Source organism: Bifidobacterium castoris (assembly GCF_003952025.1).
GTDB lineage: Bacteria > Actinomycetota > Actinomycetes > Actinomycetales > Bifidobacteriaceae > Bifidobacterium > Bifidobacterium castoris.
Genome location: NZ_QXGI01000002.1, coordinates 114048 through 132325, shown reverse-complemented (window position 1 = coordinate 132325; position 18278 = coordinate 114048). Strand labels below are relative to the sequence as shown.

Sequence of the window (18278 nt, the reverse complement as noted above, 5' to 3'; positions counted from 1 at the left end):
GACTGATGCTAGCACTGCGCATGCAGCTGACTCCCGCGCCCAACGCGACCAGAACGATACCGGCGCATAAGCCCGCACGCCACGCCGGAACCATTGCTTTCCGACACTCCGATGTTATACTCGTAAATACTCAGATCGTCAGCAATGCCGATCTCCAACCGCCGGGGTTATCCCCGGCATTTTTCTTATCGGGGAGCAGGATGAGGGAATGTTCAATCTTCGTGGATGAAACAGGCGAGACTGGAAGAGACGCCAGACAGTCGGAGTATTTCGGTGTCTCCTTGGTGTTTCACGAACAAGATGATGCCGTTCTTCCACTTTTTGATGCCTATCAAGAAACACTTGCCAATAAGCATCTCCCCGACATCCCCCTGCACACCGAACCGCTGCTGAATGGCAATGGCCCGTATCGCTCATTGCCACCCTCAGAACGTCAGCAACTATTGCGGTCATTTCTGCTCATGGTTCGAAAGCTGCCGGTATCCTATGTGACATTCATGTATGAGAAATCCGATTTCCGCAACCGGAGCACCAACTCATTCGATTCCCCCAGACTCCGCAGTCGGCTTACCCGTGACATTGCAACTTATTTGCAAAATCATCTGCTCTATTTCCAACAGTTCGATAAGATCAAACGCTATTACGACAACGGGCAAAAGCTGGTGGTGTGCGCCCTCGATGACGCCATCCACGATGTCATCTCCACAGAGGCGATAGAAGCGCGCCTCGCTTCTCAGGTGGATTATCGGCTGGCCCAAGTGGCGGATTTCATTTGCACAGTCGAACTGACCGCACGTAAATACCGGACATCACACCAGACACAGACGGACATCAGATTCTTCGGTTCCGAGAAAGAGTTCAGGAAAAACTACTATCGAATCGTCAGCCGTCTCCAGATGCCGGAGGCATAACCCTCCGCACCGTGCGCACAGTATGGCAAGGTGCGGAAAACCGTGCGCCGGCACCCGATGGGCACCGGCGCACGGCGGGGGAAAGGAAAGGGAGGGGAAGTCGTGATGGATCAGTGGCGGTTGCTGAGCTCGTGGTACATGTCTTCGATCTCGAGCTCGCGTGCGAACGCACGAGGCGTGGTCTCGGCGTCGATCGTCGCGAGTTCGACGCCGGCGATGCGCGCGAAGTCCTCCCACGCCTCACGGCCGACCGATGTGGTCATGCAGGTGTGGTGGGAGCCTCCGGCCCGCAGCCAGCATTCGGCGGAGACCTCGAGATTCGGCTCCGGCTTCCACAGGGCACGCGCGCACGGCAGCTTGGCAAGCGAACCGAGCGGTTCGACCACGTCCACGACGTTCATCAGCATGCGGAACCGAGTACGAACGTCGGCGAGCGAGACGACGACCGCATCCTGCTTCGGCGCCACCGTGAACACGAGGCGCACAGGATCGGCCTTGCCACCGATGCCGAGCGGGTGGATCTCGAGACGCGGCTTGGCGATTGCGCCCACCGCCGGCGAGACCTCAAGCATGTGCGACCCCATGATCATCTCGTTGCCCGGGGTGAAGTTATAGGAATAGTCCTCCATGAGCGACGCGCCGCCTTCGAGGCCGTAGCCCATCACCGCGCCGATGCGCACAAGCACCGCCGTCTTCCAGTCACCTTCGGCCGAGAAGCCCCAGCCGTATTCGGACGGGAAACGCTGCGGGCCGACGCCCGGCAGCTGCGGCAGCGCGCCGAGGTCCTCGAAGTTGTCGACGCCGGCCGTGCAGCCATTGGCTCGCATCATGTTCACCATCGCGCATTCCTCGCGTGCCGCGATGAACAGCGAATCATAGTCCTTGTCCAACAGTTCGGGCGCGATCTCGTACTTCGCCTTGTAGTCTTCGATGAGATCCTTGACCTGATCCTCCTTGACCGCATCATAGGCGGCGACAAGCTCGTTGACGGCCCATGTGTTAATCGAGGCCCCAAACACGCGCTCCGCTTCGGTCTTGTCGCCTTCGGTCACGGCCACATTGCGCATGTTGTCGCCCCAGCGCATCACGTTCATCGTGTTCGACGCCTGCCAGCCGGCGCATGCACGAGCCCACACGCCGATCTTGTCGGCGACCGCCGGATCGGTGTAGTGCCCGACGACGATCTTGCGCGGGATGCCCAGACGCGTGACGATATACCCATATTCACGGTCGCCGTGCGCGGCCTGGTTGAGGTTCATGAAGTCCATGTCGATGCTGTCCCACGGAATCTCGAAGTGGTGCTGCGTGTTGAGCTGCAGCAGCGGCTTCTTGAGCGATTCGAGGCCGCGGATCCACATTTTCGCCGGCGAGAAGGTATGCATCCACGTGATCACGCCGATGCAGTTGTCGTCCGCGGAGGCGTCGACCATGAACCGGCGCACGCCGTCCGACGATTTCAGCGTCGGCTTGAGCACGAGCTTGACGGGGATGCGGCCGCTCGCATTGAGCGCATCGACGATCTCGGTGGACTGCCGCGCCACCTGATGCAGCGCCTCCTCGCCGTACAGGTCCTGCGAGCCGACGCCGAACCAGATTTCCTTGCCTTCGAATGGATTCTCCAATGCCATGATATTGTTCCTCACTTCACTGTGATATCCGTTGTTGTTGGGGGTGTGGGTCTCGTTGCGGACGGCATGGCTCAGTGCTGGCCGTACACGTTCTGGTAGCGGTCATTGAGCCTGTCGATGTCTTCCTGGGAAATGGGGATGATGTCGCCGAGCTGGCGCGCCGCCCACATTGTGTGCGCGACCTCTTCGGTCATCGCCGCCGCCTTGACCGCCGCTTCCGCGTCCTTGCCGATGGTGAATGGCCCGTGGTTCTGCATGAGCACAGCGGGGGACCTCGGATATGCCTTGAGGGTCTCGACCACGCCTTCACCGATCGCCTCGGACCCGATCAGGCGGAACGGCCCGACCGGCACATCGCCGCCGAACTCATCGCCCATCATCGTCAGGCCACAGGGAATGTTCTGCCCTGTCGCGGCCCAGGCGGTCGCATATGTGGAATGCGTGTGCACCACGCCGTACACCTCCGGCATATGGCGGTAGATATAGGCGTGTGAAGCGGTGTCGGACGACGGCGATTCGGCGCCGTCCACCACATTGCCGTCCAGATCGCACACGACCATCGAGCTCGGCGTCAGGTATTCGTACCGCAGGCCGGACGGTTTGATCACCATCAGGTCCGCCGTGTGCAGCCGTTGCGAGACATTGCCGGCCGTCCACACCACCAGATTCCACTTGATGAGCTGCTCGTGCAGCGAGGCAACCACCTCGCGCACCTGCTTGGCTTCCGCGCGGACTTCCGGCCCATACTCTGCAAGCGTTGCCATTGTCATTCCTTTCCGTATTGACTCGTATTGATCCGGTCAGTCGCTTTGACCGCCGCCGATCGGCATGCATTCGGCCGCCGTACGTTCGATCGGCAGCGCCTGTGTGAACCGCGCGAAGAACTCGCGGAACCCCGCCGCATCGGTCGGTCGCGGCGTCTCCGTCACGGACTGCGCGTGCGCAAACACCATGCCGTCGAGATAATCGGCGAGCGGCATATCCGCATGACGCAGATAGTCGGCGAGGACGGCCATGCCCCACGCGCCGCCCTCAGACGCCGTCGTCATGATGCGGATCGGCGTATTGAACGCGGCGGCGAGGATGCGCTGCGCCACAACGGGTGTGGCGAAGATTCCGCCATGCCCCACGAGCGAATCAATCCGCACACCTTCGTCGTGCGTCATCACATCCATGCCGATCGTGACGGGCGAGAACGCGCCGAACAATTGCGCGCGCATGAAGTTCGCAAGGTTGAACCGCGCCTCTGGTTCGCGCACGACCAGCGGACGCCCTTCGGCTAGGCCGGCCAGGAATTCGCCAGTGCGGAACGGGTAGGCGAGCATGCCGCCGGCGTCCGGATCGGCGCGCTCGCTGACGGCGCTGCGGAACAGCTCGCCGTACAGCTCGGCGTCGTCGACCGAGCATCCCCTCAGCTTCGCGAATTCGCGGAACAGGTTGATCCACGCGTTCAGGTCGGCGGTGAAGTTGTTGGCATGGCTCATGCCGGCCAGATCGCCTGCCGGAGTGGTCACCAGATCGACTTCCGGGCGCAGCGTGGACAACTTGTGCTCAAGCACGACAGTGGCGAAGATCGACGTACCAGCGGAGACGTTGCCGGTACGGCGGCGCACGGAATTCGTGGCCACCATGCCGGTGCCAGCGTCACCTTCCGGCGGCGCGAGCACCACCCCCGGCTGCAATACGCCCGAGGGATCGAGCAGCGCCGCTCCTTCCGGCGTAAGCGTGCCAGCGGCCGTGCCCGCGACGAGCGGTTCGGGCAGCAGATCCTCGAGTCTCCACGGTTGCACGGCCACTTCGGGCAGCGCATCGAACCGTTCGATGAACCCCTGCTCATAGGTCTTGGTGTCCGGATCGATCGGGAACATGCCGGAGGCGTCCCCGATGCCCAGCACCTTGCGGCCGGTGAGCTTCCAGTGTACGTAGCCGGCGAGCGTGGTGAAGTAACGTACGGAGCCGATGTGCGGTTCATCGTCGAGCACCGCCTGGTACAGGTGTGCGATCGACCAGCGTTCCGGGATGTTGTACTGGAAGAGCTTGGAGAGCTTCTCATGGGCCTCCCCTGTGTTGGTGTTCTGCCATGTCCTGAACGGCACGAGCAACTCGCCATCCGCGTCGAAGGCCAGATAGCCGTGCATCATCGCGGAGAAACCGATCTGTCCGATGTGCGCGAGCTTGAGCCCATAGTCGGCTTCCACACGGTCGGCGATATCCGCGTAGACGCTTTGCAGACCGCGCCAGATCTTGTCCGCGTCATACGACCACAAGCCGCCCACAAGGTGCGACTGCCATCCGTAATCGCCGGTGGCGATCGTATTGCACTCGTCGTCGATGAGCACCGCCTTGATGCGCGTGGAACCGAACTCGATGCCAAGGGACGTGCGTCCGCCACGGATCTTCTCGGCGATCTTGTCTTGCGAATCCGCCATGATTCCTCCTGTGTGAGCGTTCACATCATTGTAGGACACCTTTATGTTAGCGCTCACGTAATCGAGAACACGCCGGCAAGGCAAAACCGCGCTCGCCCTGAGCGAACACGACCACATCAACACACCGAGCAAACGGCGTCATTCCAATCGTTGACCAACCCACACTGCCCCTTTGACGCTACAAACTAAATGTGAGCGGTAACATGAAGTACAAGGTTGTACTGACCCAACCTTCGAACCCAACCCCAACCCTTCTTCGACGACGAAGAACCATTGCGCAAAAGAACAACGTTGTACTTAGTGCGACACAGAGGAATAGGAGGAACCATGGCCGAGCCTACCCAAGCACATGCCAGACTCGTGGCGGATGACGAATTCAAGGTCGGCCCGGTGCACGACCGCATGTTCGGGTCGTTCGTCGAGCATCTGGGCCGCTGCGTATACACCGGCATCTACGAACCCGGGCACCCCACCGCCGACGAGGAGGGGTTCCGGCAGGATGTGATCGACCTGGTCAAGGAGCTCGGCGCCACAACCATCCGCTACCCGGGCGGTAACTTCGTGTCCGGCTACAACTGGGAAGACGGCGTGGGCCCGCGGCAGGACCGCCCCCGCCGCCTCGACCTGGCCTGGCATTCCACCGAGACCAACCAATTCGGCCTGCACGAAATGGCCTCGTGGCTGCGCAAGGCCGGCGGCAACGAGCTGATGGAGGCCGTCAACCTCGGCACCCGCGGACTTGCCGAGGCACTGGACCTGCTGGAATACGCGAATGTCCCCGGCGGCACGGCCCGGTCCGAGGAACGCATCCGCAACGGCGCCGCCGACCCGTTCAACATCCGCATGTGGTGCCTGGGCAACGAGATGGACGGACCTTGGCAAACGGGTCACAAAAGAGCCGAGGACTACGGCAAGCTCGCCGCATCGGTCGCGGCCGGCATGCGCATGATCGACCCGGACCTCGAGCTGGTGGTCTGCGGTTCGTCGAGTCACACGATGGACACGTTCGGCGCATGGGAGGAGACCGTGCTCGGACAGACCTTCGACAAGGTGGACTTCGTCTCCGCACATGCCTATTACTTCCCGCGGGTCATGCCCGACGGCTCTCGCGACATGGCGTCGTTCCTCGCCTCCGGCGTGGATATGGACGGCTTCATCAAAGATGTGGGCGCCGCCATCGACGCCACCCGTTCGCGGCTCAAGAGCGACCACAACGTGTACATCTCGTTCGACGAATGGAACGTATGGTATCAGGAAGAGGAACCAAGCAAGAATCCCGAGGGCATCGGCAACTGGCCGGTGGCCCCGCGTCTGCTGGAAGACGTCTATTCGCTTGCCGACGCCGTGGTGGTGGGCGACCTGCTGATCACACTGCTACAGAACGCCGACCGCGTGCACGCCGCCTCGCTCGCCCAGCTCGTCAACGTGATCGCACCGATCATGACCGAACCCAACGGCCCGGCATGGAGGCAGACCACGTTCTACCCGTTCTCGCTCACAGCCGCCTGGTCCAAGGGTGGCAGCGTGCTGGAACCCAAGATCGAATCCCCCCGATACCACACCGACCGCTACGGCGACGTGGCCTCCACGAACGCCGTCGCCGTGCGCGGCGCGGACGGCTCGGTTTCCGTGTTCGTCACCAACCGCTCGCCGGCCGACGAATGCACGTTCGACATCAAACTGCCGGAAGGCTTCACACCGCATGAGATCGAGGCCCGCACCCTCCATGACGACGACATCCTCGCCGCCAACACGCTCCACGACCAGAACCGTGTGGAACCGTATACCAACGATTCGACCTCAGTGCACGATGGCGGCGTCTCCGTGGTGCTGCCGCCGGTGAGCTGGACCGCCATCCATATGCGTTGAAACGAAAAGAACAGGAGAACATCATGAACAAGGCAAACAAAGCGTTCGCCGTGCTGGCGGCGGCGATGACCGTTTCCATCGCGGCCTGCGGCGGCGGATCGCCAGAAGGCGGGGCCGCGGCCGTGCATACGGATAAAACGGCCAACGATAACGCTGAATGCCAGAACACCATTCCGAAGAAGGGCGTGCAGAAAGTGACCGTGTGGGCATGGTACCCCGCCATCGAAAAGGTGGTGGACCTGTACAACGAGACCCACGATGACCTGCAGGTCTGCTGGACGAACGCCGGCCAAGGCGGCCCCGAATACACGAAGTTCAACAACACGATCAAAGCGAAGACAGGCGCCGCCGACGTGATCCAGCTCGAGTACGAGGCGATGCCCCAGTTCGTGGCCGGCAAGGAGAAGCACCTTGTGGATCTCAAGCAGTTCGGTTTCGACGAGCACAAGGCGGATTACACCGAAGGCGTCTGGAACGGCGTGACGATGGACAGCGATACCGGCATCTACGGCGTGCCCGTGGATCTGGGTCCCTTTGTGATGTATGTGCGCCAGGACGTGTTCGACAAATACAACGTCAAGGTGCCCACCACATGGGACGAATTCGCGCAGGCCGGCCGCGACCTGAAGGCCGCGGGCTATGACGGCTATCTGAGCGACTGGGCGCCGAACGGCACTGCCGTGAACCTGGCGCTCTTCGCGCAAAAGGGCGCGAACGTGTACCAGTACTCCGCTTCCGAGCCGGACAAGGTGGGCATCGACTTCAACTCGAAGGGGGTGCAGGACGTGCTCCGGTTCTGGCAGGGACTCGTCAAGGAAGGCCTTGTCGACACGACGGACGCGAATACGACCGACTGGAACACGAACATGCTGTCGGGCAAATACGCGTGCTATGTGCAGGCTTCGTGGCTCACCGGCTACATCCAAGGACTTGATGGTTCCGACACCGGCGCTTTCCGCATGTACAAGGCACCTGTCTGGGACGATGCTACGCCCGATGTGAACCAAGGTGGTTCCGCTTGGGCCGTGACGGACCAGGCCAAAGACACGGAAGCCGCTTACAAAGTGGCCCGCGAGCTCTTCGGCAGCAAGGAAGCGCAGCAGATCGGCGTGACCGATGGCGGTCTCTTCCCCGCATGGACTGACATGCTCCAGTCCGATGCCTTCAAGGACATGGCCGACTCCTTCATGGGCGGCCAGAAGGTCAACGAGATCACGATTCCGGTGGCGGAAGGATACAGGGGATACTCGTTCCTCCCCTTCCAGACCTACGCCTACGACGAGCAGGTGAAGGCCTTCTCCAAGATCGTCAAGGACGGCGGCGCCATTGAGGACAACCTCAATTCGCTCGACGACACCCTCGACAAATACGCCAAGCAGCAGGGCTTCACGGTCGAATAAACCGTGATTCCATGGGGCGGCCCACACGCGACCGCATGGGCCGCCCCGCCTTCTTTCGAGGGAGGAGATTCAAATGACTACGACAGCACAAGCAACGCAACAGGACATCGACAAGGCACGTCGCAAAGCCGGCCGCCGGCAAAGCATGTGGGGTTGGTTCTTCACCGCCCCCTTCGGCATCGTGTTCCTCATCTTCCTGGTGATCCCGCTGGCATACGCCTTCTATCTCTCGCTGTTCACCTACTCGCAGGTGTTCGGCGAACGCTTCACCGGCCTGAGCAACTATGCACGCGTATTCACCGACCCGATCTTCCTGACGGGCATGGGGCGCGTGGTCCTCTACACGGTGGTCATGGTGCCCATCCAGCTGGGGCTGGCCTTGTTCTTCGCGCTGCTGCTGGACACGATGAAGAACCGTTTTGGCTCCGCTTCACGCCTGTGCATCTTCCTGCCGTATGCGATCCCCGGCGTGATCGGCGCACTGATGTGGGGATTCATGTATTCGAAGAACATGGGCCCGTTCACTTCGATCTTCGAACTGTTCGGCATGCAGACCCCGAACTTCCTGTCGCCCAACGGCATCTTCGGCGCCCTCGTGAACGTGGTCACATGGCAGTGGACCGGCTACTACATGGTCATCCTCTACTCGGCGCTGCAGTCGATTCCCACCGAACTCTACGAATCCGCGCGCATCGACGGCGCCGGCGAATTCCGCATCGCCACCCGCATCAAGATCCCCATGATCTCCGGATCGATGGTCATGGTCACGATCTTCTCGCTCATCGGCACCCTGCAGTTCTATACCGAGCCCACCGTGCTGCGCAATCAGGCGCCCACCGTCATCCCGCCCGAATACACGCCGAACATGTATGCGCAGGCGCTCGCCTTCAATTACAACGACACGAACTATTCGGCGACCGTGTCGTTCGCACTCGGTCTCATCGTCGTCATCTTCAGCGTGATCTTCATGAAGCTCACGAGCAAGCAATCCGGATTGGAGGATTGACATGGCAACCGCAACCAAGGCCAACCGCGCACATGCGATCAAGGGGTCGCCGCGCGTGTTCACCACCGTCGTGCTGATCCTGGCATGCATCTACTTCCTTGTGCCGGTGTGGTGGCTCATCGTGGCGGCCACAAAAAGCAATTCCGGCCTGTTCTTTGGATCGAACGGCCCAATGTGGTTCGACAAGAACTTCGCCCTGTGGAGCAATATCAAGCAGCTCTCCGGCTATCAGGACGGCATATACTGGCGGTGGATCGCCAACTCGTTCGTCTACGCGCTCGGGGGCGGCTTCCTGGCCACCGCCATCGCCGTCATGGCCGGCTATGGCTTCTCGAAGTTCCAATTCCGCGGCAAGAGGGCGTACTTCAACATCGTGCTCGGCGCGTTGATGATCCCCGCCACCGCACTGGTCATCCCGATTTTCCTGCTCATGAGCAATGTCGGCATGACGAACACGGCCTGGGCCGTGCTGCTGCCTACGCTGCTCAATCCCATGGGCGTCTACCTGATGCGCATCTACTGCATGCAGTCGCTGCCCGACGAGATGTTGGAAGCCGCCCGTGTGGACGGCGCCGGAGAGCTGCGCACGTTCTTCAAAGTATCGCTTCCCATCATGACCCCCGCCATCACCACGGTATTCCTCCTTTCCGTGGTGGGCGCCTGGAACAACTTCTTCCTGCCGCAGGTGGTACTCACCAACCAACGGCTCTTCCCCATCACCGTCGGGCTCACCGCATGGCAGGTCAAGTCGCAGGCAGGCGCCGCATCTGAGCAAATCTGGAATCTCGTCACCTCCGGCGCGTTCCTCTCGATCATCCCGATGGTGCTTGCGTTCCTGTTCTTGCAACGCTATTGGGTGGGCGGCCTCGCCACAGGCGCGGTCAAATCCTGACATTCATCGGAACGGGGGAGCCACGGCGCCCACGGCCCCTTGGGACGTGGGCGCCCATCCATGCCATCCAGTGGATCGCCGCCAATATAATCAAAACCACGACGAATGCCCATATGCGGCAGCCGGCGTACCATCCACTAGAGGCACGGGCACTGCCAAGCAAACCGGAGGTGCATCATGGCAAGAGGTGTGACCATCAAAGATGTCGCCGCAGAAGCCGGTGTTTCGTTCAAAACGGTTTCGAACGTGATCAACGGCACCGGCAGCATGCGCGAATCGACACGTGAACGCGTGCTCGCCGCGATGGACAAACTGAACTATGCCGTCAACCTGTCCGCACGGTCCTTGAAAACCGGCACGACCGGCCTGCTCGGACTGGCGGTGTTCGACTTCTCCCAGCCCTTCGCCTCATACCTGGCGGATCAGGTCATCGACTACGCCCGCGAATACCACTATGGCGTCATCATCAACACATACGGGCAGACGGAGCATGGGCTGGCCCGCGCAATGCGACAGGCGAACAACCTGGCCGCCGACGGGTGGATCGTGTTCGCCGACCATGCCTTCGAACAGCATGGCAAGCTCCTCGAGCAGAACTATCCGCTTGTGCTCGCCGGTGATTGGAGCGCCTACGGCAAAGTGGACCAGGTCACCATGCCGAACGCGGACGCGATTAGGTACGCCACCAACCGCCTGCTCGACGCGGGCTGCCGCTCCATTGCGTTATTCGGCGCGGACGGCTCGCTCGGCGTCGAGCATTACCGTAAGGCCACCGAAGGCACCCAGGCGCTGCGCATGCAGGGATATATGCAGGCCCATCAGGAGCATGGACTCGAAGTCGATATAGGCATGCTGTTCTCATGGGGATTGCTCATGAGCGACAGCGGCGTGCACGCCGTGGACCTGATGCTTGAACGCGGCGTGCACCCCGATGCGATCATCTGCCTCAACGACGCGATGGCGCTCGGCGCGCTCCACCAACTGCAGGTGCGCGGGCTGCGGGTGCCCGGCGACGTGCAGGTGATCGGTTTCGACAATGTGCCAGAAACGAAGTATGCGAACCCTTCATTGACCACAATCGACCCGCATGTGGACAGCTATGTGCGGCATGCGGTCGACATGCTCATCGAGCGCATCCAAGGCTATGGCGGCCCTCCGCGCGTCTACACCTCCGATTTCACCTTGGTGGAGCGCGCCTCGACCAGACTCTGAACACGCCCTTCAGCGCTTCTTCGGCTTCGCCTTGCGCAGCGGCGACCGCGGTTCGGCCGGCTTGAGCATAGGGAACCACGCCAGCAGCATGCGCCGCACCGCCGGGATACGGCAGACGCCCGCCCCCACGGCGAGCGCCGCGATGGCGACCCACGACGCGGTGCCCATGCCCAGCAGCATCAGGATCACCACGAGACCGCACGCGAGCAAGCCGCCCAATTGCTGGTATTTGTTCTGTTCTTCAGTGATCTGGTCACGCTTGAGCGGCATCGACCCCAGGAACATGCCCAGCGCGCAGCAGCCAAGGCCGACGACAATGGAAACAATGAGTTCCGCAGTGTTCATGTGTGTACCTCCCTTAGTCGGGCCGGGAACCGCATCATTGCCGTTCCCCGAAAACTACTCCGCTCCGCCCGCACACGGCATGGACGTCCGCGAGGCCCGGGCGCGCATGCGGTTGGCCACGGCCCCTTTGCTCACGCCCGAGATCTCCGCGATCACCTCTTCATACGTGGTGTCGGCGGTAGCGTGCACGGCGCATACCGTGCCGTGCCGCATGACGACGATGCGGTCCGCGACCGCGAACACATTCGGCAGGTCATGGCAGACCATGATCACGCTGCGGCCGGCCGACCTGAGCCGCACGATGTAATCGAGCACCTCGGCCGTCTGCGTCACCGAGAGCGAGGAGGTCGGCTCGTCGAGCACGATCAGGCTCGGGTTGTTGAGCAGTGTGCGCGCGATGGCGACGGTCTGCCGTTGGCCGCCCGAAAGCGAGGCGATGCTCTGCCCCGCACGCACCGGCGTGGAGAGTGTGTTGAGCACTTCGCGCGCCTTAGCGTACATGCCCGCGTCATCGCGCATCGACAGCCCTTGGCGCATCTCGCGTCCCAGGAAGATGTTCGCGGAGACGTCGAGGTTCTCGCAGAACTGCGGCTGCTGGAACGCCGAGGCGATGCCGAGCTCGACCGCCTTCGCCACACTGTCGAGCTTCACCGTCTCGCCGCGCACCGCGATGCTGCCGGCATCGGGCTGCACGAGCCCGGCCAGAACATGCACGAGCGTGGATTTTCCGGCGCCGCTGTCGCCCACCACGGCCACGATCTGCCGCGTCTGCACCACAAGATTGACGTCGCGCAGCGCTTCGACGTTCCCATACCGTTTCGAAATCCCGCGCAGTTCAATCAACGTTGACTGATGGCACATCGTCTTCCCCCTGCTTGCCCTTATGGGAACGGCCACCGTTCAAGGCCTCCCGTTCCACGTTCTCCATCGCCATGATTCCGGCCCCCAGCGCACTGTTGACCTTCGGCAGCTTCGCCTCGAGCACCGCGATCGGCGTCAACGCATCGGGAAAGAGCAGCCGCTGCAGCGCCTCGCGGAACGGGTCGAGGAACACCTCGCCCGACTGCGCCAGCTCGCCGCCCACCACCACGAGCTCGGGGTCGACCGAAATGCACAACGTGGACGCCACATTGCCGATACGCACCGCGGCGTCGGCGATCACGCGCCGGCAGCCGGGGTCGCCTTCGTTCGCCTTCAGCACCAGGTCGTTGAGAGTGAGATCGCCATGGGTCACCGAAAGCAGCGACGCCAGCCGCCGCTCATCCACAATCGTATTGAGGCAGCCACGGTTGCCGCATTGGCATATGGCGCCCAAAGGGTCCACCTGGATGTGTCCGATCTCGCCGGCAAGGCCGGTCACGCCATGGTGCACTTCGCCGCCGCGCACGATGCCGGCGCCCACGCCATCGCTTGCATTCACATACACGAAATCCTCGACGCCGTTGCCCGCCCCCACACGTGCCTCGCAGAACGCGCTCATGTTCGCATCGTTGTCCACGCTCACCGGCACACCGAACATGCGGCGGAACACCGCGGTGATGTCCACATCCTCCCAGCCGGGCAGCAGCCCGGGCACCGCGAGCATATGCGTGCGTTTGTCGACCGGCGCGCCCAGCGCGATGCCGACCGCGAGCAGTTCGTCGACCCCCGTGCCCATCTGCTCGAGCGATTCGCGGATCATACGGGCCGCGACGTCGAGCGTCGTATCGGGCAGATGGTTGCGCGCGAGCGGGTAATGGTGCTCCATGTACGGCGTGCGCGTGTCGTCGCATAATACGATGCGCAGACCCCGGCGCGTGATGTGCACGCCGGCGGCCAGACCGCTGTGATGTGCAAGCGTGACAAGCTGTGCACGCCGCCTGTTGCGCACGGTGCCGTGCGTCTCAAGCTGGCCCTCGTCAACCAGCTGGTGCACGAGCGCGGAGATCGTGGCTGTGGAGACGCCCATGATTTCGGCGAGTTCCACCTGGGTCATCGCGCCGAATTTATGGATCGAGTCCAACAGGTTGGCGCGATTCGCCTCACGCAGCGAGCTCTGCGAGCCCAGCTTCTTCTTCGAGAATCGTCCTGCCATACACACCAGCATAGAGGGCGCGCACCTGAAATCAGTCTTGAATACACGAAAACCGTGGAAAACATGCAGAAAATCCCCATATTGGATTCAGAGTATGAACTCAACATGACAAAACACGGCGTTTTGAGTTTGACAACTTAACGCAAAGGCGTATGCTGACGGTAGATCTCATCGAGATCGCAGCAGAGACGCTGTACATTCCGTCAAAGGAGATGGAGCAGATGAAACGCATCACCAAGATAGCCGCATTCATCAGCAGTCTGGCGATATGCGCCGGCGTGAGCGCATGCGGATCCACCCGTTCCGGATTCGAGCAGACCGGTGGCACCCAGAAACTCGAAAAAGGCGCGACAATCGGCATTTCCATGCCGACCAAATCCGAGGAGCGTTGGAACAAAGACGGCAACAACCTCAAGAACAAGCTTGAGAAGGCTGGCTACAAGGTGGTCCTCAACTACGCGGACGACAAACCGGCGCAACAGAACGCGGACATCGAGAACATGGTGAACCAGAACGCCAAGATCCTCGTCGTCGCGTCCAAGGACGGATCGGCCGTCGGGCCCGCCGTGGAAAAGGCCCGCGACGCCGGCGCCACCGTGATCGCCTACGACCGGCTGATCATGAACACCGACGCCGTGGACTACTACGCCACATTCCAGCTTGAGCAGGTGGGCAAACTGGAGGCCGAATACCTGGTCGACCAGCTGGGGCTCAACGATGGCGACACCGGTCCGTTCAACATGGAGCTGTTCACCGGCTCGCCCGACGACAACAACGCCAAATACTTCTTCAAAGGCGCATGGGACATCCTGCAGCCATACTTTGAAAAGGGCGTGCTCGTCTGCCCGTCCAACCACGGCGGCGGCGTGACGAAGGACTTCACCGTCGACGACTGGCAGAAGATCTCGGTGCAGTCATGGAAGACCGAGCAGGCGCAGAAGGACATGGAGTCGATCCTCGATTCCACCTATGCCAGCGGCCGGAAACTCGACGCCGTGCTCACCCCATACGACGGCATCGCGCAAGGCGTGATTAACGCGATCGAATCCAAGCGCCCGGACATGAAGCCTGGCACCGAATCCTGGCCGCCGATCACCGGCCAGGACGCCATGGAGATCGCGGTGTCCAACATCGCGGCCGGCAAGCAGGGCGAGACCGTGTTCAAGAACGTGGATGAGCTGGCCGACGCCGTGTACGACATGATCATCGAGATCGCCGAAGGCAAGAAGGTCACCGGCATCAACGGCGAGTTCAACAACAACAACGTCGACGTGCCGTCCAAGCTGCTCGACCCGCAGAACATCACCGTGGAGAACCTCGACGACCTGGTCAAGGCGAAGTACCTCACGCAGGACCGCTTCGACAAGCTCACGAAGGGCGAAGCCGTCCGCTAGCGGGCGGCGCACCTGAAGGGGAAGGAGATCGGCATGCCAAGCAACAGCACGATTCTGACGATGAACGACATCGTCAAGACCTTCGGTCCGGTCAAAGCGCTCTCCGGCGTCGATCTGTCGGTGGAACGCGGCGAGATACATGCGATCTGCGGCGAAAACGGCGCAGGCAAGTCCACACTGATGAACGTGCTTTCGGGCGTCTACCCGCATGGCACGTATTCAGGCACCATCACCTTCGAAGGCAAGGAGTGCAAGTACCGCACCATCAAGGATTCCGAGGCCGATGGCATCGTCATCATCCACCAGGAGCTCGCGCTCAGTCCGTTCCTTTCGATCGCCGAGAACATCTTCATCGGCAACGAACAGGCGAAGGGCGGCGTGATCGACTGGGACAAGACGCGCGCCAAGGCGTCGCAGCTGCTCAAGCGCGTGGGCCTGCCGGAGAACCCCGACACCAAGATCATGGACATCGGCGTGGGCAAGCAGCAGCTCGTGGAGATCGCCAAGGCGTTGTCGAAGAACGTCAAACTGCTGATCCTCGACGAGCCGACCGCCGCGCTCAACGACGAGGATTCCGCCCACCTGCTCGACCTGGTGCGCCAGCTGCGCGACGAGCAGGGCGTGACGAGCATCATCATCAGCCACAAACTCAACGAAATCGCCGCCGTCGCGGACAATGTGACGATCATCCGCGACGGCGCGACGGTGGGCACGATGTTCGTCACCCCGGAAACGCCGCTGGATCAGGACGAGCTGATCCGCAAGATGGTGGGACGCTCGCTCACCAACCTCTACCCCAACCACGAGTCCAACGTGCCGGGCGAGGAATACCTGCGCCTCGAGGACTGGACCGTCCACCATCCGCTCGACCAGAACCGTGTGATCGTGGACCACGCCAACATCAACGTGCATTCCGGTGAAATCGTGGGTCTTGCGGGGCTCATGGGCGCCGGACGCACCGAAATGGCGATGAGCCTCTTCGGGCACTCGTACGGCTCCAGGATCTCGGGCAAGGTGTTCGTCAAAGGCAAGGAGGTGCACCTGCCCAACGTGCAGGCGGCAATCCGCGCGGGACTGGCCTACGCCACCGAGGACCGCAAGGCCTACGGCCTGAACCTGCTGCAGAACATCCGCGAGAACGCCTCCCTGGCGTCACTGGAGAAGATGAGCTCGCACGGCATCATGAACGACGGCGCCGAACAGAGCGAAGTCGAGGAATACCGCCGCGACTTCCGCATCAAATGCAACAGCATTGACGTGAATGTCGGCACGCTTTCCGGCGGCAACCAGCAGAAAGTCGTGCTCGCGAAATGGGTCATCTCCGACCCCGACATCTTGATTCTCGACGAACCGACGCGAGGCATCGACGTCGGGGCGAAATACGAGATCTACGAGATTATCAACCAGCTGGCCGACGCCGGCAAGGCCGTGATCGTCATCTCGTCGGAGCTGCCGGAACTCATCGGCATCTGCGACCGCATCTACACCGTCAGCCAAGGCGTCGTCACCGATGACGTGCGCAAGAACGGCTTCACCCAGGAATATCTCATGAAAGGCATGACCAAGGAGAAGGAGGTGGTTGCATCATGAGCACCGTCAATGCAGCCCCGGCAGAAAAGAAGGACGCGGGACTCCTCGCGACACTGGCCAACAATTCAAAGCAATACGGCATCGTGGGCGCGCTCGTCGTGATCGTACTCGTCTTCGAGATCCTCACCAAAGGCGTGCTGCTCAAGCCCAACAGCTTCGTTTCGCTGATCCAGCAGAACGCCTACGTAATCATCCTCGCCATCGGCATGGTCATGGTCATCATCGCCACGCACATCGATCTGTCCGTCGGCTCAATCGTGGCGTTCGTAGGCGGTGTATGCGCCATATTGATGGAACGGCAGGGCGTCAACTGGATGCTCGCGATCCTCATCTCGCTCATCGTGGGCCTGATCATCGGTTGCTGGCAAGGCTTCTGGGTGGCCTACGTGGGCATCCCCGGCTTCATCACCACCCTGGCGGGCATGCTCATCTTCCGAGGACTGGCCACCGTGATCGTCGGCGAATCCGTGCCGATCACCTCGCCGCAGTTCCGCGGCATCGCCCGCAACTACCTGCCGCAGCTGCTTGGATGGTGGGGGCCGTTCGACGGCTTGACCATAGTGGTCGGCATCGCATGCATCGCGCTCTTCGCGTGGAGTCAGCTGCGCCGCCGCGGCAAAGTGTCCAAGGCAGGTCTCACGCCCGAGCCCATGGCGCTCACCGTGACCAAGATCGTCATCGCCACGCTGCTCATCGGCTTCGTCACCTATCTGCTGGCCCTCTCCGGCAACGCCGACCAAGGCGGCATCCCGATCATGCTCGTCATTCTGGGCGTGCTCGTCTTCATCTACAACTTCATCCTCACCCGCACGGTGTTCGGCCGCCATGTGTACGCGGTGGGCGGCAACCGCAAGGCGGCCATCCTCTCCGGCATCAACACCAGGCGCGTCGACTTCACGCTCTTTGTACACATGGGTCTCCTTTCGGCCATCGCCGCGGTCTGCGTACTCTCACGGCTCTCCTCCGCCACCGCACAGGCCGGTATGGAATTCGAAATGGACGCCATCGCGGCCTGCTTCATCGGTGGCACGGCCGTCACCGGCGGCGTCGGAACCATTCCTGGCGCCGTGGTCGGCGCACTCGTCATGGGTGTGATCAATCAGGGCCTGTCCATCATGGGCGTCGACACCGCAGTCGTGAAGACGATCAAGGGCCTCGTGCTGCTGGGCGCCGTGGCCGTCGACATCCTCTCGAAGCGCAAGAAGAGCTGAACCCCGCCGCACCATCAACGAAAGAGGCATATCATGAACATCACACCGACGGCACGCGCCCGGCTCTACGCTCTGACCGCAACGGCCTGCGCGATCTGGCTCGTCCAGACATGCGTGGAAGCGAACAATGCAGGCGAGCTCTTCAGCTGGTCGAATGTCATCTTCAGCATCTGCCTCATCATCGTCACCGGGTACTGCGCGGTAAACGCGGTGCTCGGCTGGAAGACGAAGGAGGTGCGGCCCCCACACAACACGAACGAACGCGCCGAATGAGCATGATGCGGCGACCCGAGCGGTGATGTTCCGTGGTCCACGGG

At 61.8% G+C, this 18278-nt stretch carries 16 protein-coding genes; 10 read left to right on the top strand and 6 right to left on the bottom strand.

What is annotated here, in order from left to right; genetic code table 11:
- The first annotated feature begins 5 nt into the window (after positions 1–5).
- Entirely contained in the window at positions 6–911 is a 906-nt protein-coding gene (locus tag D2E22_RS02780) for a DUF3800 domain-containing protein (RefSeq protein ID WP_126031613.1), read from the top strand.
- A 110-nt stretch (positions 912–1021) separates the two neighbouring features.
- On the opposite strand, the gene araA is transcribed toward D2E22_RS02780, so the two are convergent.
- The 3 genes from araA to D2E22_RS02765 all read right to left on the bottom strand — a co-directional run bounded on the left by araA (position 1022) and on the right by D2E22_RS02765 (position 4968).
- Positions 1022–2539, bottom strand: coding sequence for an L-arabinose isomerase (araA, locus tag D2E22_RS02775; RefSeq protein ID WP_126031612.1), 1518 nt, complete (start codon positions 2537–2539; stop codon positions 1022–1024).
- Between the two features lie 71 nt (positions 2540–2610).
- Complete coding sequence (locus D2E22_RS02770; RefSeq protein ID WP_126031611.1) at positions 2611–3303, bottom strand: L-ribulose-5-phosphate 4-epimerase; 693 nt, start codon at positions 3301–3303, stop codon at positions 2611–2613.
- A gap of 36 nt (positions 3304–3339) precedes the next feature.
- Complete coding sequence (locus tag D2E22_RS02765) at positions 3340–4968, bottom strand: xylulokinase (protein WP_126031610.1); 1629 nt, start codon at positions 4966–4968, stop codon at positions 3340–3342.
- A gap of 327 nt (positions 4969–5295) precedes the next feature.
- Between D2E22_RS02765 and arfA the strand changes: the two genes are divergently transcribed.
- The 5 genes from arfA (at position 5296) to D2E22_RS02740 (ending at position 11347) form a co-directional block, all read left to right on the top strand.
- On the top strand, positions 5296–6837 hold the full coding sequence (gene arfA / locus D2E22_RS02760; protein WP_126031609.1) for an arabinosylfuranosidase ArfA: 1542 nt from the start codon (positions 5296–5298) through the stop codon (positions 6835–6837).
- A 23-nt stretch (positions 6838–6860) separates the two neighbouring features.
- The gene (locus D2E22_RS02755) at positions 6861–8237 is read left to right on the top strand and encodes an ABC transporter substrate-binding protein (protein ID WP_126031608.1); all 1377 of its coding nucleotides are present in this window, start codon (positions 6861–6863) and stop codon (positions 8235–8237) included.
- Between the two features lie 73 nt (positions 8238–8310).
- Positions 8311–9243, top strand: coding sequence for a carbohydrate ABC transporter permease (locus D2E22_RS02750; RefSeq protein ID WP_126031607.1), 933 nt, complete (start codon positions 8311–8313; stop codon positions 9241–9243).
- A 1-nt stretch (position 9244) separates the two neighbouring features.
- Positions 9245–10135 (top strand): carbohydrate ABC transporter permease, encoded by an 891-nt coding sequence (locus D2E22_RS02745; protein WP_126031606.1) that lies wholly within the window; start codon positions 9245–9247, stop codon positions 10133–10135.
- 177 nt (positions 10136–10312) lie between these two features.
- Positions 10313–11347, top strand: a complete 1035-nt coding sequence (locus D2E22_RS02740) for a LacI family DNA-binding transcriptional regulator (protein WP_126031605.1) — start codon at positions 10313–10315, stop codon at positions 11345–11347.
- A 9-nt stretch (positions 11348–11356) separates the two neighbouring features.
- Here D2E22_RS02740 and D2E22_RS02735 read toward each other — a convergent pair whose 3' ends face one another.
- The 3 genes from D2E22_RS02735 to D2E22_RS02725 are packed head-to-tail and all read right to left on the bottom strand — an operon-like array spanning position 11357 to position 13766.
- Entirely contained in the window at positions 11357–11692 is a 336-nt protein-coding gene (locus D2E22_RS02735) for a hypothetical protein (protein ID WP_126031604.1), read from the bottom strand.
- Positions 11693–11746: 54 nt separating this feature from the next.
- Entirely contained in the window at positions 11747–12553 is an 807-nt protein-coding gene (locus D2E22_RS02730) for an ATP-binding cassette domain-containing protein (RefSeq protein ID WP_126031603.1), read from the bottom strand.
- Positions 12528–13766 carry an ROK family transcriptional regulator gene (locus D2E22_RS02725; protein WP_126031602.1) on the bottom strand — a complete coding sequence of 413 codons (1239 nt, stop codon included), beginning with the start codon at positions 13764–13766 and terminating at the stop codon, positions 12528–12530. Before D2E22_RS02725 ends, D2E22_RS02730 begins: the two co-directional genes overlap by 26 nt.
- Positions 13767–13987: 221 nt before the next feature.
- On the opposite strand from D2E22_RS02725, the gene D2E22_RS02720 reads away from it, so the two are divergent.
- The 4 genes from D2E22_RS02720 to D2E22_RS02705 are packed head-to-tail and all read left to right on the top strand — an operon-like array spanning position 13988 to position 18234.
- A complete protein-coding gene (locus D2E22_RS02720) occupies positions 13988–15160 on the top strand; it encodes a substrate-binding domain-containing protein (protein WP_126031842.1) in 1173 nt (390 codons plus the stop codon).
- Between the two features lie 33 nt (positions 15161–15193).
- The gene (locus D2E22_RS02715) at positions 15194–16750 is read left to right on the top strand and encodes a sugar ABC transporter ATP-binding protein (protein ID WP_126031601.1); all 1557 of its coding nucleotides are present in this window, start codon (positions 15194–15196) and stop codon (positions 16748–16750) included.
- Positions 16747–17961, top strand: coding sequence for a multiple monosaccharide ABC transporter permease (gene mmsB, locus D2E22_RS02710; RefSeq protein WP_126031600.1), 1215 nt, complete (start codon positions 16747–16749; stop codon positions 17959–17961). Before D2E22_RS02715 ends, mmsB begins: the two co-directional genes overlap by 4 nt.
- A gap of 33 nt (positions 17962–17994) precedes the next feature.
- A complete protein-coding gene (locus D2E22_RS02705; protein ID WP_126031599.1) occupies positions 17995–18234 on the top strand; it encodes a carbon starvation protein in 240 nt (79 codons plus the stop codon).
- Positions 18235–18278: the final 44 nt, after the last annotated feature.

Coding starts and splice junctions, on each gene's coding strand:
- D2E22_RS02725 (WP_126031602.1), bottom strand. CDS start 13,766: ATGGCAGGACGATTCTCGAAGAAGAAGCTGGGCTCGCAGAGCTCGCTG.
- D2E22_RS02735 (WP_126031604.1), bottom strand. CDS start 11,692: ATGAACACTGCGGAACTCATTGTTTCCATTGTCGTCGGCCTTGGCTGC.
- araA (WP_126031612.1), bottom strand. CDS start 2,539: ATGGCATTGGAGAATCCATTCGAAGGCAAGGAAATCTGGTTCGGCGTC.
- D2E22_RS02720 (WP_126031842.1), top strand. CDS start 13,988: ATGAAACGCATCACCAAGATAGCCGCATTCATCAGCAGTCTGGCGATA.
- D2E22_RS02745 (WP_126031606.1), top strand. CDS start 9,245: ATGGCAACCGCAACCAAGGCCAACCGCGCACATGCGATCAAGGGGTCG.
- D2E22_RS02740 (WP_126031605.1), top strand. CDS start 10,313: ATGGCAAGAGGTGTGACCATCAAAGATGTCGCCGCAGAAGCCGGTGTT.
- D2E22_RS02705 (WP_126031599.1), top strand. CDS start 17,995: ATGAACATCACACCGACGGCACGCGCCCGGCTCTACGCTCTGACCGCA.
- D2E22_RS02750 (WP_126031607.1), top strand. CDS start 8,311: ATGACTACGACAGCACAAGCAACGCAACAGGACATCGACAAGGCACGT.
- D2E22_RS02755 (WP_126031608.1), top strand. CDS start 6,861: ATGAACAAGGCAAACAAAGCGTTCGCCGTGCTGGCGGCGGCGATGACC.
- D2E22_RS02780 (WP_126031613.1), top strand. CDS start 6: ATGCTAGCACTGCGCATGCAGCTGACTCCCGCGCCCAACGCGACCAGA.
- D2E22_RS02730 (WP_126031603.1), bottom strand. CDS start 12,553: ATGTGCCATCAGTCAACGTTGATTGAACTGCGCGGGATTTCGAAACGG.
- arfA (WP_126031609.1), top strand. CDS start 5,296: ATGGCCGAGCCTACCCAAGCACATGCCAGACTCGTGGCGGATGACGAA.
- mmsB (WP_126031600.1), top strand. CDS start 16,747: ATGAGCACCGTCAATGCAGCCCCGGCAGAAAAGAAGGACGCGGGACTC.
- D2E22_RS02765 (WP_126031610.1), bottom strand. CDS start 4,968: ATGGCGGATTCGCAAGACAAGATCGCCGAGAAGATCCGTGGCGGACGC.
- D2E22_RS02715 (WP_126031601.1), top strand. CDS start 15,194: ATGCCAAGCAACAGCACGATTCTGACGATGAACGACATCGTCAAGACC.
- D2E22_RS02770 (WP_126031611.1), bottom strand. CDS start 3,303: ATGGCAACGCTTGCAGAGTATGGGCCGGAAGTCCGCGCGGAAGCCAAG.